General features: G+C 69.1%; 3 protein-coding genes and 1 pseudogene. 1 reads left to right on the plus strand and 3 read right to left on the minus strand.

Translation table 11 applies throughout. The features are described 5' to 3' along the window. Positions 1–43 precede the first annotated feature (43 nt). Complete coding sequence (locus CCN35_RS04750; RefSeq protein ID WP_245863011.1) at positions 44–10,489, minus strand: LamG-like jellyroll fold domain-containing protein; 10,446 nt, start codon at positions 10,487–10,489, stop codon at positions 44–46. A gap of 871 nt (positions 10,490–11,360) precedes the next feature. On the opposite strand from CCN35_RS04750, the pseudogene CCN35_RS29935 reads away from it, so the two are divergent. Continuing rightward, positions 11,361–11,824: pseudogene (locus CCN35_RS29935) on the plus strand (ATP-binding cassette domain-containing protein); the annotation flags it as partial. Here the strand turns inward: CCN35_RS29935 and CCN35_RS04760 are convergent. Then, positions 11,793–13,976, minus strand: coding sequence for a discoidin domain-containing protein (locus CCN35_RS04760; RefSeq protein ID WP_086791622.1), 2,184 nt, complete (start codon positions 13,974–13,976; stop codon positions 11,793–11,795). The pseudogene CCN35_RS29935 and the gene CCN35_RS04760 sit on opposite strands and share 32 nt — an antisense overlap. Positions 13,977–14,043: 67 nt before the next feature. Beyond that, positions 14,044–15,642: a glycoside hydrolase family 13 protein gene (locus CCN35_RS04765; RefSeq protein WP_067396986.1), complete on the minus strand. Its 1,599-nt coding sequence runs from the start codon at positions 15,640–15,642 to the stop codon at positions 14,044–14,046. Positions 15,643–15,690 lie beyond the last annotated feature (48 nt).

The following is a 15,690-nucleotide window of genomic DNA, read 5'->3' on the forward strand; positions in this document are numbered from 1 at the left end:
AGGCATAGTGGGGTTCCTTCGGATACTGAGTGGAGGGCCGGGCTCACGGCTGCCCTGGCCAGGGAACGTCGACGCCGGTGCGGCTATCGATCGCGGTGCCTAGATTCTTCCAGCCTTGACCAGCGGTGTAAATGAGATTCGACACGGTGGTGGCATCGGCGCCCACATAACGTCCCCCGCTGTCCCACGCCGTGTAGGACATTTGAAATTCGTAAGGCACGGTCCGGCTTCCTCTGTAGAGAGGTGTTACCCCATACCGCACGACATGCCGGGAATCAATGAGAGACCGAACGGTTTCCTCGAAGTCCAGCATGCTGTCTATCGGAGGAATCGGTGTTCGGGGTTTGCCGACCTTGGAATTGGCGTCGGTTCCGCATGTAGCCAGGTTGGCCAGGTCGGTGCCCGATCCGCCGAGCTGAGCACCAAGCAGATGGCAGGCGTTGACGTCGCGAGGCCGACCACCCAGATAGCCGACGTAGGCACGGGCCCAGTCGTAACCAGGCGGCTTGATTCCATTACGGGTCTCGGTGGGAGTACCGGGGTGGGCAATCACGTAGGCGAGATCCAGGCAGGCTTCCACACCGGTGGCCCGGTTCCCGTGCGCAACGTCCCGTGGGCCGTACTCCACCCATCCAGTGCCCTGCCTGCGGCAGTCGGAGGGGGCATCGTCCCTGGCGTCGGAATCCGCCGTGGTGTCCGGAGCGAACTCGTAGTCGTCGACTTCGTCCGGAGTGAATGGCTGCGTCCCGGCCAGGGCCATTTCAATGACATGCCGTTGGTCCAGGACCACTGCCTGTTGCAGTGCTTGCTGCTGAATGCGTGCGATGTCAACGCTTGGCCTGGGAGCAGGACGAGCAGGTGCAGGAGTGGGGTTCTTGCCGCGGTTGGGATTCTGCGGTGTAGGTGGTTTGGGGGGCTTGACTGTGCCAGTGCGCCGGGTTCCGCCGGTGCGGACAGGGCCACCGGTGCCGCGGTAAGGGGTGGTGGAAAAGCTGCCGCGTGTGCCGCAGAACGTGATGGTGCAGCGGCCCGTCACTCCCCGGGCAGGTGCGGTGCTGCGGACGGGCTTGGGCCGGTTTCCAGAGCGGTACCTGACGCAAAGCGGGTTTCTGGAGCTGCATATGTCGTAGTGACGGTCACGGTACGAGGTTCTTCCCCGGGACCTGTTTCGGACTGGGGCCTTTGTCGACTTGGTAGTCCGGGGACGGCTGCCGCCCACCCGTGCGCCGCCGCCGTTGCGCAGGAAGAACCCTCCTCCTGCGCAAGCACAGATGCGATTGTGACCAGTGGGGTCGATACCGCTGAGCGGGTCCGCGTCCGCGTAAAGGTAACGGTTGAGTTCCGCGGAAGGGGAACCGTCGAGCTGCCAGGTGTCACGAGAGACGAAGGTGCCGGTCCCCGGCTGGTACCAGCGAGCGGCCATGTTGACGTCGCCGCTGACCGGGTCGGTCCAGCCGGACTGGTAGCCGACAGCAGGCATGCTGCCCTCGGTGACGATCTTCGTACCGAAAGGGTCGTAGGCTGTGGAACCGGTGACCTCAGTGCCGTCAACGGACAGGCCTGCGACGAGGTCGGTGTGCTGGTCGGTGACGGACCACTGGGTGGTGGTGCCATCGGCGCTGGCGAGCAGGGAGCCGTCTGGTGTGCGGCTGTAGTCCGTGGTGCCGTCACCGAGGAGGTTGTTGGAGCCGCCGTCGTAGCGGAACGCGGTGGACCCGTTCTTGGCAACACGGTCCAGTGAGTCATAGGTGTACGTCGACGCCCCGTCCGTCACCTTGCGCTCGAAGGCGTCGAAGGCAAGCGATCGGGAGTCGGTTCCCGTCTCGACCGTGGCAAGCGTGCCGCGTGCGGTGTAGCGGTAGGTGGAAGAGCCGTCGGTTAGTAGGCGGTTGCGCTCGTCATACTCCGCCGTGACCGCCCCGGCCCTGACCCGGTTGCCGGCCGCGTCCCATTCGTAGTGCGTGGTCTGGCCCCCATTGGTCCAGTAGGAGAGACGTCCGGCCTGGTCGTAGCCGTAGACGTGCTCCCCCGCTCCTGCCGTGCCGGTGGTCTCCTTCCGTGTCAGCTGGTCGTCCAGGTCGTAGGCGTAGGTAGTGGTTGCGATGCTGGTCGTCTCGTCCGGTGTGATGATGGTGTCGGCGGTGAGACGTCCGAGGCTGTCGTAGCCGTAGCTGCGCCGGGCCGACTCCACCCACTTGGTGGATGCCTCGAGTTGGGTTGCGTACCGCTCCATGACGGGGCGGCCTGCGGCATCCCACTCGTACCAGATGCCCGCACCGGTCATCTCGTCCTTCAGCCAATCGAGCCGGCCCGCCGAGTCGTACCTGTAGGAGGTCGTGTTCTTGGCGTCCCTCCGCTCTGTCATGTTGCCGTCGGCGTCGTAGGTGTAGTTCACAACGCCGGCGGGGCCGTCCGCCGTCAGGAGCTGACCGCGGTCGTTGTAGGTGTAGGTGTTCGGGGTGAGCGGATTGTCAGAGCCGACGGAGGTCAACCGGCCCGCGAGGTCGTAGCCGAAAGTGCGGTCGGTGGTGACCGCTTCCGCGCCGGTGCCGGTCTCGCGGATGAGGCGGCCCAGGCCGTCGTAGGTACGCTCGCGCTTCACCCCTCCTGGCAGAAGTTCTGTCACCGCCTGGCCCGCCTCGTCGTAGACGGTCGTCCAGGTGCGGTCGGCGGCGTCCGGATGGGCGTCCGTGGCCGGTTCGATCGTGGATTCGGGCAGCCCCCAGGAGTTGAAGGTGTAGACGGTGGTGTTGCCCCGGCCGTCGGTGAGACGTGTGCGGTTGCCGGTCGCGTCGTATCCGAAGGCCGTCGTGATCGACTCGCCGCCGGAGACGGGCTCGACCTGTGTGGTCACCCGGCCCAGCGCGTCGTACGTGAAGGTGGTCCGGGCCCGGGTCTCCGGGGAGATCACGGCCGTACGGTTGCCGTCGGCGTCGTACTCGGCGGTTGTCGTGCGCAGCGCGGTGGTGCCCGTGCCGTAGTCGGTGGTCGCGACGACATTGCCGAGGGCGTCGTAGGCGATGGTCGTGCGGCGGCCGGTCGCGTCGATGAGCTCGATCGAGCGGCCGAGGCCGTCGTAGTCGAACCTGGTGGTGCCGGCCGGATCGGTCACGGACGTGGGCTCGCCCGCCGGGTTGTAGGTACTGGTCGTGGTGACGCCGCCCGGTGTCGTGGAGGCGACCTGGTTGTCCGCGTCGTCCCAGGTGTAGCGGGTGACCAGGTTCACCGGGCCCGGGTAGCGCTCGATCGTGGTGGCGGTCAGCTGCCGCCCGAGCTCGTCGTAGGTGGCCTCGGTGCGGGCGCCGGTCGGGTCCGTGACGGAGAGCAGGAGGCCGGTGGGCGTCCAGGTGTAGCGGGTCACGCCGCCGCCTTCGGTGTCCGTGGCCGGTCCCGCGACCAGGCCGGGGTCGGGCTGTGCCCGCAGGGCGTCCGCCGGGCTCGCGACCGGGTCGGTCCTGCTGGTGAGCCGGCCGAACTGGTCGTAGTCGTAGCGGGTGGTGCGGCCGAGCGGGTCGGTGACCGACTGCGGCAGACCGAGTGCGTTGTAGGTGGTGCGGGTGGTCGCGGTGAGCGGGGTGCTGCTGCCCGGCGGTGTGTAGTCGGGCAGGGTCACGGCGGTCGTGCGGCCGAGCAGGTCGACCTCGGTGCGGGTCACCTTCCCCCGGGCGTCCTTGGTCTCGGTGGTCTCGCCGAAGGTGTTGTAGCCGATCAGCGTGGTCGGCCTGACCGTGGTGGCCGTGCCGCCGTTCTCCTCGGCCTGGACGGCCGGGGCGGTCTCCTGCACCAGGCGGCCGAGTTCGTCGTGACGGTAGGTGGTGGTGTACGCGGACGCGTCGGCGCCGGCGGCGTTGCCGCGCGGGCTGACCGTGGTGAGCGGAAGACCGCGCTGGTCGTAGGTTGCGGTCGTGGTGTGGGTGCTGGTGCCGTCGGTGACGGTCTGCCTCGTGAGGTTGCCCGCCGCGTCGTACTCCGCGGTCGTCGTGAGCTTCCTGCTGCCGGAGACGGTCTGCGTCTGCTCCGTCACCCGGTCGTCGGCGTCGTAGACGAAGGTGCTCGTCCGGTTCAGGCCGCCCGGGTCGAGAACACTGGTCCTGGTGCGGCCGAGCGCGTCCACCGTGTACGTCCACGTGGTCCTGCCGCCGCTCGTGACCTGCCGGATCAGATTGCCGGCCGGGTCGTAGGTGTTGGCTTCCAGGACGATGTCGTGCCTCGTGCCGTCGGCCTGGGTGACCTGCTCGGCCGTGACGGTGGCGGGCAGACCGTCGTCGAAGTAGGTGTAGGCGGTGGTGGCCCCCATCGCGTCGGTCGTGGACGCCAGACGGCCGGCCGGGTCGTAGGCGTTGGACACCACGGTCAGGTCCCGGACGGTGCCCGACGGGTCGCCGGTCCAGTCCTCCAGGACGGTGGTGGCGTGCTGTCCGCGCGCGGTGTAGGTGTACGTGAAGCGTGTGCCCGCCGGGTCGGTCGTGCCGGTGACCCGTCCCAGTTCGTCGTATTCGAACAGGGTGGTGTTCTGCTCGGCGTCGGTGATCCTGTCGTTCAGGCCGTGTGCGTCGTAGTGGTACGTCGTGGTGCGTTCGGGATCGCCGCCGGTGGTGTCCTCCGTCGTCTCGGACAGCAGGTTGCCGTCCTCGTCGTAGTCACGGGTGATCCTCGCGGTGTGGGTGGTGCCGGTGATCTCGTTCCTCACCGCGGCGCCGGTCTCGGTGACGGCACGGGAGGCCGCGTCGTACGCGTAGCTCGTGGTCACGCCGTCGGGGAAGCTGTCGGAGATCTGCTTTTCGGACGTCACCCGGCCCAGCCCGTCGTACGTGTACTGCGTGACCAGCCCGGACGGCGAGACGGCCTCGGCCAGGTCGCCGTTGGCGTAGTAGCGGTACGACGTCTGCGCGCCGCCCGGTGTGGTCCGTGTCGCCACCAGGCCGGCCGGGGTGGTTCCGCCGCCGACCGCGGTCTCGGTGCCGGTGGTGTAGGTGGTGGAGGCCGTGCTGCCGTCCGGGCGGACGGCGGTGAGGGGCAGGCCGAGGGAGTTGTAGGTGTAGGAGGTGCAGTAGCGGTTGTCGAGGTGGTCGCTGGACCGCTGGTCGCGGTAGGTCAGCAGCTTGTCGTTGCGCGGGTCGAGCGGGTCGCTGCTGTTGAGGTGGTACGAGGAGAAACTCGTCCAGCAGGAGTCGGCGTCCCGGCAGGTCGTGGCCGACACCACGTTGCCGCGGGCATCACGGCCGGTGACGGTGGCATGCCCGTTGGGGTCGGTGACCGTGTGCAGGAAGCCGCCGGTGTCATAGGCGTAGGACGTGACCGCGCCCGTGGCGTCGGTGCGGGAGACGACGCGCCGGCCGTGCAGGGCGTCGTAGGTGGTCCTGCTGGTCTTCTGCTTCGGGTCGGTGAGGGTGATCGTGGCCGTCAGACCGGAGTCCACGCCCTCGGCCTGTGCGCGGTAGTGGGCGGAGACCTGGTCGGCGGTCAGTGCCTTGCGGTAGAGGGCGACCTCGTCGATGTCGCCTTTGAAGTAGTACGTGTCCGCGGGCAGCCCCATCCAGCCGGAGCTTCCGTAGCCGCCGCCGATGTAGGCGTAGGGGCGTGCCTGCTCCGTGAGCGCGCCGTTCAGGGAACCGACCTTGACGCCGTCCAGGTAGAGGGTCTGCGTCGTGCCGGAGGCCGACAGGACCACGTGGTGCCATTCCCCGTCCGTCACCGTCTGCGCCGAGACGATCGGGGTGGCTCCGGAGACGTCGGCGAGGTAGAACTCGCCGCGGAGCTTGCCGGCACCGTCGATGTTGAGCACCGGGCGCCAGGAGGTCGGTGTCTGACCGATGGGCTGGTTCTGGAATCCGAGCAGCACGGCCGACGGGGTCGAGGTGCGGAACCACATCTCCGCCGACAACTCGCTCGTTCCCTTGGGGAGGGAGCCGGGCACTTCGATGTGACCGCCACGACCGAGGTGGACCGCCCGGTTGTCCCCGACTCCGAACACACCGGTGGCGTCGAGAGCAGACTGGCGCACAGTGCCCTGGTCCGCCCTGAAGACGGCATTCATGTCCGGACCGCCGACCTCACTGCGCAGTGCGGTGCCGGAGGCCTCGCCCAGCCGCCAGTACGCGACCGGTGCATCCGCGACGACGACACCCCGATACTGGCCTCCCGTTCCCTTCACCAGGGCCGTGCGAGCCTGGATGTGCTGGTTGGGGGTGTCGGTGCTGCCCGGCCGAAGGCGCAACATCCAAGGGTATGTCCACCCCTTGGTGCCGTCGGGGTTGGTGGTCTGCGTGAATGGGACCAATGCCTTGTCGTAGAAGGCGACTTCATCAATCTGGCCGGTGAAATTGCGATAGCCGTTTGCCTGACCGTCCCATCCGCTGGAGGCGTAGCCGCCGCCGATGAGCACGTGGGCATGACGCAGAGGCTCGACACCACTGGCCGTCTGCCCCTGGTACTCGCCGTCCACGAAGAGCACTTGGGCACCCTCGTTGCCGGTGAGCAGGACGTGGTGCCACTTGTTGTCGTTGACCGCCTGCTTCGACAGGATGCTGCTCGCGCTGGGGGTGAACTTGCCGCGCAGCTTGCCGGCGGAGTCGATCACCAGCATGGGACGCCAGCCGGTCGGGGTGTTCCCGAACTCGGCGTTCTGGTGAGTGACCAGCACACCGGAATCGGCGGTCTTGAACCACAGCTCCACCGACATCGACCTGCCCTGGCCCAGGGACTCGACAGGAACCTCGACCGCCCCGTCACCGGTGAAACCGGCGGCCGTGTCGTCACCGTCGGCGAAGATGCCCGGGCTGCCCAGTCGCACGTCGTCCAGGTAGGCGCCGGTCAGGTCATCGCTCAGGGGACTCGCGGCCTGTGCACCGCTGCGTTCGCCCAGCCGCCAGTAGCCGGTGGGGCCGCTGCGCTGGATCGTCTTCGCATAGGAGGACGAGGCGGTCGCATACGAAGGGGCGGAGACTTTCCAGGTGCCGCCGTTCGCGTCGGTGTGCTGGGTCAGCCGGCCGCTGACGGGATCGTGGACGGCGGTGGCATGCACCCGGCCGGACGGCAGGGTGACCTTGGTCATCTGGCCGGTCACGGCCCTGGCCGCGTAGTGCTCGGCGACCGTGGCCGCGTCCAGCGGGTGGTCGTAGAAGGCGACCTCGTCCATCTGGCCCTTGAAGTAGTAGTCGCCACCGGGCAGCCCCATCCATCCGAAGCTGCCGTAGCCGCCGCCGAGATAGGCGTTGGCACCGGACTGGTCGATGATCGTCCCGTTCAGGGAGCCGACCTTGGCCCCGTCCAGGTACAGCGTCTGGGTGGTGGCGGAGGCGGACAACACCACGTGGTGCCACTTGCCGTCGGTCACGGTCTGCGAGGACACGATGGGAGTCGCCCCGGAGACACCGGAGAGGTAGAACTCACCGCGGAGCTTGCCCGAGCTGTCGATGTTCAGCACCGGACGCCAGGAGGTCGGCTTCGTGCCGAGCTCGCCGTCCTGGAGTCCGAGCAGCACTCCGGTGGGCGTGCTCGTCTTGAACCACAGCTCGACGGCCGGGTATGCCACCCCCTTCAGGGTGTCGGCGGGCAGTTCGATCACGGAGTCGGTGCCGTCGAAACCGACGGAGGTGTCCTCCGTTCCGGCGATGGCGGAGTCGGTGCCGAGCTGAATGTCGCGGTAGACGGCCTCCTTCAGCCCTGTACGGGAGACCGCCTCACTGGTCGCCGTCTCCCCTTCGCTCTCGCCCAGCCGCCAGTACGACGTGGGAGCGGCGTCCAGGACGCTGCTGCGGTAGACGGAGCCGTCGCCGTACTCGTAGACCGTGCACTTGGTGGCGGACGGTGCGCAGACCCTGGCCAGCCGATCGCCGTCGTAGTGGTAGGTCCAGGTCAGGCCGGGAGTGTTCGCGTCCACGGCGTTCGTGGTCACCGATGTGACGTGGCCGCCGGACCAGGTGAAGGTCAGTGAACGGCCCGAGAGGGTGTCGGTGACCTTCTTGATCGGGCCGCCGTCCTCCGCCTCGTGCGTGACGGCCTGTGTGCGACCCGCCGCGTCGACGATCCGGGCCAGGGTGCCGCCGGGCATGAAGTGGTACGTGGCGCCGGAGCGTTCCCGCAGTGTCCAGCCCTCTCCTCCTTGGCGGACGAGAGTGAGCGTGCCGCCCGACGGTCCGGTGTACGTGCCGTCGGGGTTCCGGCCGAAGCGCACCTGGGAGCCGTCGGACAGCGTCACCAGCACCGTCGACGTCTCCGGTTCCTCCCTCACCCGCATGTCCCAGCGTGTGGACCAGCCGGCGCCGAACGCTCCGTCGGTGCGCGGGTCGAGGGAGTTGTAGGTGCGAGTGACCGACAGTTCCGGTCCCACCGTGGTGATCGCCGCGTCCGTGGCCGCGGTGACGTAGTTGCCCGCCCGAGTGCCGATCTCCTTGCCGTCGTCCGCTCCGCCCAGATGGCTGGTCACGGTCGGCTGCGGCACCTGTGTGGTCAGCAGCGCCGGACCGGGCTGGGCCGATGTGGCGGCGCCGTCGTAGACGTAGGCGTACCAGGCGTACGACGTGCCCCAGGACAGCCAGCCCGACGGCACCGCCCACTGCTGCGCGGTGCTGCGAGTGCCTTTCCTGCAGTTCTTGCGCAGGTTGCTGCCCTCGATCTCGCAGACCTCGAAGGTGTACTGGAGCGTCGCCTTCGGATAGTGGTCGGCGTCCGTTCCCTTCGCCCACAGGGTGGGAGTGAGGGAGTCGACCGTGACTCCGCTGCCCGGTGACTCGGCCGTCAGCTGCGGCGGGATGTTCACCGACGAGATCTTCACGGCAGGCCCGGGCACACCGGCGGAGGTGAAGCGGCTCACCCCGTAGTCGTCCATCGTCCACTGCACGGTGTACGTGGCGGGGGTCAGGGGCGCGATCTTCGCGTCCAGCGTCACGCTGTCGCCCGGCGCCACATTCTTGGGCATCTCCGTCCAGGCGATCTTCGACTTGTCGGTGATTTCCTTGCCGGACGCGTCGAACAGGTTGTACCGCAGCTTGTAGTTGCCGCCCTTCGGCCAGGTTTCCTGGCCCTGATTGGTGACGGTGACCTTTTGCACGCCCTGCGTGGTGGCGGTCACGGGTGCGGTGAAGTCACCGAGCTTGTACGTGGCTCCGTACTTCGTCCAAGTGACGTCCAGACTGGGCTTGCCGTTCGGGTAGTCGTCCGAACCGAACTGTTTCCAGCCCTTGGAGTCCGTCGTGGACGCCTTCACCGCCAGGCCGTAGTTCTTCTTCCGGCCGTGCGTCCAGTCGTCCACCAGCGTGCGGCCGGCCGAACCGAGCTTGATGGTCTCCCAGGCCGGACCGCACGACCATGTCTCCGTTCCCGCCGGACGCCAGCCGTGCGCGAAGCTCTTCGACGCCAGCGACGAACCGGTCGACGGTCCCGGCCACTTCGACGTCGTGGTCTCCGACCAGTTCGAGGTGATCGGATGCACCGTCACCGGCCGTGCCGTGCACGAGTACGACCACGTGTTGTAGAGGGCCAGGTTGGCTCCCAGCACCCAGGCGTTCTTCAGCGTGCTCTCGACACCCGAGAAGCGGAGGAAGGCCGCCGCCTTGTGACTGCCGCCGTCGTAGGTGCCCACCTTCAGCACGGTGTCCGAGGCGAAGTTCTGGTTGTACGGGTACTCCACGTACGTTCCGGAGGTGGCGGCGAAGGACTTCACCGACGGGTCGACCCGCACCGGGAACACCCGCTCCGGTGCGTTCAGCCAGTCCGCGTCCAGTCGCATCACGACGACCTGACGGCCGTTCTTCTCGTCCAGGCTGTAGTCGACCCCGGAGGACACCGCGCCCTCGGTGGAGTCACCTGATGTCGCGGAGTCCTGCATCCATCCCGGCGGCATCCAGGCCCGCCGTGCCCCGTCGGCATCGGTGAAGACAATGCCGCCGTGACCGTCCAGAGCAGCCGTCAGCCCCTCGAGCTCCAGCGGGAAGCGCCATTCCAGGGGCGCGGTCCTGTCATGAAGGACCACCACCTCCTTCACCGAGGAGCCACCCGCCACCAGCTCTACGTCGGAGGCGTCCCGCACCCCCGCATAGGTGATCCGGCTGCCTTCGACCCGCCCCGTGACTGCATCGGCCCCCTCGATGGAGTACCCCACCGACAGGCCGTCGCCGAGTCCCATCCGCACCAGCGGATCCGCGTCGGCGGAGCCGGCGAAGAACACCGGTGACTCGGTCGACTCCGTCTCCCAGCCCGGCTCGCTCACGTCCATCGTCCGTGCGCCCGAGTCGTCCTGGCGCACCAGCGTGGTGTCGATGGTCTTCCAGCTGCCGTCCTTCGCGCGGAAGTTCACCGATTCGGTGTAGAAGCGTGTGGTGTAGGTGCCGTCCGCGTTCCGGTACGTGCGCCGGCGTTCCCCGCGTTCGCCCTTGAGTTCCTTGCTGTGCCTGGGGTCGAAGCCCTGCACGGCGGGCGTCCTGGGCGCCCGCGTCTTCCGCACCGGCCCCGGCTTCGGCAGTTTCGGAGTGCTGGCCAGCCGGGTCATCCCCGCCTCGTTCTCGACGGGCAGCTCACCGCGGTTCGTGAGCGGCCCCGCATGCCCGCCCTTGGCGGAAGCAGCCGTCGCGTCCGCGGTCGCGGAGTGGCTGCGTTCGGCCGCAGAACCCCATCGTTGCCTGGGGGCTTCCTCTCCGGAACTGTTTCTCGTCCACTGATCCACCGCAAGCACGGTCTGCTCAGTGCCTGCCAGAACGGCCAGCACGAACGCGACAGCGACAACAAGCGGACGTACTGGACGCACGGAATCCCCCACCTCAAGGAAGCAAAGTCGGGGAAGTTTTAAATGATCTTCATTGGGACCCACAAGGCATTCACACCTCTTACTTCATGTGAAGTGATCGTGTTCACAAGCGATGTGACTCGAAACCGCGTCAATTGAGGCGCGCTTGCGGCTCGTCCGGTGCTTGCCCGCGATCGACCGGCGCAACGATCGCCGACGTCGGCCGGGAAGGTGGTCGACACAACCGGCCCGCTCACGCCTTTCTCCAGGGCGACGCACCGGCCGCCCGAAGGCTGACGACGGCAGCCGCCGGTCCATGGAGTTCGGCGAGTCGCGGAAGTGGTACTGCCGGGTATGGGCGATCTCGTCATGGTGGTGGTGATACGACGTCGGGCACGACGGGGACACGACCATGCCGCACATGACCGTGTTCGCCGGGAACCAGTGGATACGCCGTCGCCTGAAGTCACGAGGCCGGGCGGGAGGAGTCGCCCGGCCGGACCGTTCTCGGGGAGCCGCTCGTCCTGCACCGCACCGAGAAGGAAGGGGCGCCGGGCTCGCGGTCTTCCTCGGCCCGGGCGAGGCGGTGCCGCGGCTCGGCCCGGTCGGGGAGGCCCACTTCCCGCCCACCGGCCGTGTCGCGGACGCGCTCGCCGCGGTCGGGCCCGCGGATGCGGCCGGGGCCTGTCCGTGGCAGCCGTCGGGCGGGATGCAGCAGCGGGTGGCGATCGCGCGGGCCCCGGCGTACGAGCCGGAGGTGCTGCTGATGGACGAGCCGCTCGCGGCCGTCGACGCCCGGACCCGGGCCGGCCCGGAGGACCTGGTGCGGGGGCTGTGGCGGGAGCGGGACGTCACGGTCCTGTTCGTCACCCGTGACATCGACGAAGCGGTCCGTCCCGGCCGGCGGGCGATCGTCCTGTCCCCTCCCCCGCCGTCGTCCAGGAGCAGCTCGAGGCCGGCCTGCACGGCGAGCGGGACCAGGTGCGCACACGGGTGGCCCCGCGCTTCGCCGAGCTGCGGACCCGGGTGTACGAGCAGATCCGGGCGGCGAGGCGCGGGGCACCTGCGGTCACAAAGTCCGGTACACCTCCACCTCGCTGAACTGTCCGGCGGGCCAGCCGGTGTTGGCGTGGACCGTCAGCCGCAGCCAGCGCAGGCTGGTGCCGTCGGGCAGGGACACGGTGACCGTGTTGCCGGTCGCCGGGTCGAAGCGGTAGTCCCGGGAGCCGACCACGGTCGAGTACGCCGAGCCGTCGGTGCTTCCCTGCACGGTGACGGTCTGGGTGCGTGCGCCCCAGACCGTCAGCGGCGGCAGTTTCAGCACCAGCCGGCGCACGTCCTGCCGGGAGCCGAGGTCGACCGTCCAGGACTGCGGGAAGGCGTGGTTGGTGGACTCCCAGTAGGTGTGTGCGTCGCCGTCGACCGCCTTGCCGGGCGTGTAGACGTCCTGGGAGCCGGTGGCGGTGGCGGGGCGGCCCTGGGCGAGGTTGCGGTCCGGGTCGGGGTCGGGGTTGCCCTGGCCGGGCTGCGGCCAGGTCGAGCAGTCCGACCAGAGGCCGTCCCAGCCCGAGTTGCCGCCGCCGTCAACCAGTGTGAAGGTGCCGGAGCCGGGCGGGTAGGGGCAGTTGTACACGCCCGCCGCACCCACTCCGGTGGCGGTGACGTTCCGGAAGGTGGCCGTGCCCTGTGTCTCGGCCTGCACGACGACCGTACCGGTGTTCCGCACGGTCGCGCCGTTCACGGTGACGCCTCTGACCGGGTGTCCCTGGCCGCTGCCCGACACGAACTCGAAGGCGCTGTACGGGCTGTCGGTGATCGTGGTGTTGGTGATGTTGACGGTGGCGTTGAGGGCGCTGTCGTAGGAGTCCACGCGCAGCGCGCCCATGGGGTGGTTCCAGTTGGGGTTCATCGCGCCGGTGCGCACCAGGGTGTTGCCGTCGACCGTGATCGTGCCGGCCAGCGGGAAGAACGGGTCGAGGAACTTCTGGTTGGAGATCGCGATGCCGCTGCCCAGGGCGTTGGTGTCGAGGATCAGGTTGTTCCTCACCGTGATGTCGGTGCCGCCGTAGATGGCGATGCCGTTGGCGAGGTTGGGCTGGGAGATGGTGTTGTTCTCGAAGCTGCTGTCGGTGTTCGGGCTGTACAGCGACCACATGGCCAGCGAGTCGTCGCCCTGGTTGCGCAGGAAGTTGTTGCGGACCTTCACTCCCCTGGCGGTGCCGTTGAGGTTGAGGCCGTCGGCGGTGGTGTCGAGGATGCGGTTGTTCTCGACGACGAGGTTGTCGTTGTTGCCGGTCAGCCACAGCCCGACCTTGAGGTGCTGGAGCCACATGCCCGAGACGGAGGAGTTCGGCCCCAGGGAGCCGTTGACGAAGTTGTCGGGGCTGGAGTCGACGCGCTCGGTGACCTCGCCGATGACCGCGAAGTCCTTGATGTGGACGCCTCCGGAGGAGTGCTGCTGGTCGATGAAGCGGGAGGTGCGGACGACGGAGTGCCAGCTGCCCGCTCCCTGGAGGGTGACGTTCTGGACGCCGCTCAGGGAGGAGGTCAGCCGGTACTCGCCCGGCGGGATCCACACCACCCCGCCCTGGGCGGCGGCGATGGCGTCCCGGAAGGCCTGGGTGGAGTCGTTCCGGCCGGTGGGGTCGGCGCCCCTGGAGGTGACGGAGACCGATCCGGCGGGCTGGGAGGCGGCCTGCGGCACCTGTTCGAAGTCGGCCACGTCGACGGTGACCTGGACGTTCGTGGCCTGGAGGGCGACCTTGTCGCCCGCCTGGAGGTCCCGGCCGAGCAGCAGTCTGCTGTTGGCGTAGAAGTGGTGGGTCTTCGCGCCCGGGATCCAGGGGGTGTCGACGTAGGAGTACTTGGAGGTGACCTCGAGGGTCCTGGACAGCCTGGTGCCGTTGACGTACACGTCGAGCGTGCCGGACTGGCCGTCGGGGACACTGGTGGAGACGTTCAGGGCGTTGGCGGCGCGTGGCACGGTGAACTCCACGCGCTGTCCCGGGTCCAGCCGGACGGCCTGGCGTCCGGAGGCCTCGGAGGCGAGGGTGCCCTGGGTGTAGTCGGGGCCGATCCTGGTGCCGTTGGTGACGGCGGACTCGGCCTCGACCGAGGTGAAGGGGAGAGTGGCCCCGGCGGCCGCATGGGCGGTGGGTGCTCCGAGGGCGACGAGCATGCCGGCCGCGAGGGCGGCGGTCGCGCCGAGGACCGGGATGCGCCACAGCGGTCTGGCGCTGCTGGTGCCGTGCATGTGCTGATCCCTTCGTGTGGGGTACGGGGATAGCGCGGTGCGGTCCGGCGGCCCGGCTGCGCGGGTTTCAGATGCGCAGCCAGGCCGCCGTGTCCTGCGGAAGGCGGCCCTGGTCGTCCAGGGGGCCGCTGCTCAGCAGGAGGCGTGTGTGTCCGGGCAGGTCGACGGGGGCGGCGGAGAGGTTGACGACGCAGGCCGTGCCTTCGGCCCGGGTGAAGGCGAGGACCCCGTCGGGGGCGGGCAGCCAGCTCAGGGGGGCGGTGCCGAGGACCGGCCGCAGGCGGATCGCCTCGCGGTAGAGGCGGAGCATGGAGGACGGGTCGGACAGCTGCCGGTCGACGGCGTACTCGGGCCAGTCGGCGGGCTGCGGCAGCCAGGGTTCCTGCCGGGAACCGAAACCGGCGTACGGTTCCCCGGCCGCCCAGGGCAGCGGGACCCGGCAGCCGTCGCGGCCGGGGTCGGTGCCGCCGGAGCGGAAGTGCATCGGGTCCTCGATGCGGTCGAGGGGGATGTCGGCCTCGGGAAGGCCGAGTTCCTCGCCCTGGTAGAGGTAGACCACACCGGGCAGGGCGAGCGAGAGCAGGGCGGCGGCGCGGGCCCGGCGGGTGCCGAGGGCGAGGTCGGTGGGGGTGCCGAAGGCCTTGGTGGCGAAGTCGAAACCGGTGTCGGCGCGGCCGTAGCGGGTGACGGTGCGCGTGATGTCGTGGTTGCACAGCACCCAGGTGGCGGGGGCGCCCACGGGGGCGTGCTCGGCGAGGGTGTCGTCGATGCAGGTGCGCAGCCGGGCGGCGTCCCAGGGGCAGGACAGGAAGGCGAAGTTGAAGGCGGTGTGCAGTTCGTCGGGGCGCAGGTAGCGGGCGAAGCGCTCGCTGTCGGGCAGCCACACCTCGCCGACGAAGATCCCGCCGTACTCGTCGGCGACCCGGCGCCAGGAGCGGTAGATGTCGTGGAGTTCGTCGCGGTCGACGTACGGGTGCGGGTCGCGGCCCTCGACGAAGTCGGGCAGACGGGGGTCCTTGGCCGGCAGGGCGGCCGAGTCGATGCGGAAGCCCGCGACACCGCGCTCGAACCAGAACCGCAGGACGTCCTCGTGCTCCTGGCGGACGGCCGGGTGGGCCCAGTTGAGGTCGGGCTGCTCGGGGGCGAACAGGTGCAGGTACCAGGTGCCGTCGGGCACCCGGGTCCAGGCCGGGCCGCCGAACTGCGACGTCCAGTCGTTGGGCGGGAGTTCGCCGTGCGTCCCGCGTCCGGGACGGAAGTGGAACAGCTCGCGCTCGGGGCCGCCGGCGAGGGCGGCGCGGAACCAGGGGTGCTGGTCGGAGACATGGTTGGGCACGATGTCGACGATCGTGCGGATGCCCAGCTCCCGTGCCTCGGCGATGAGTTTCTCCGCCTCGGCCAGGGTGCCGAAGGCGGGGTGGATGGTGCGGTAGTCGGCGACGTCGTAGCCGCCGTCCTTCATCGGGGAGAGGTACCAGGGGGTGAACCACAGGGCGTCCACGCCGAGTTCGGCGAGGTACGGCAGCCGGGAGCGGACGCCCGCGAGGTCGCCGGTGCCGTCCCCGTCGCCGTCGGCGAAGCTGCGCACGTACACCTGGTAGATGACGGCGGAGCGCCACCAGTCGCTGTCGTCCCGGCCGTTTCGGGCGTGGGTGGGCTGTCCCACGGTGCCTGCCTTTCTGTCGCGGTGAGGGTGAGGAGTGGGGGCGGGGAA

The sequence above is a fragment of the Streptomyces thermovulgaris genome, from assembly GCF_002155915.1.
GTDB classification, from domain to species: Bacteria; Actinomycetota; Actinomycetes; order Streptomycetales; family Streptomycetaceae; genus Streptomyces; species Streptomyces thermovulgaris.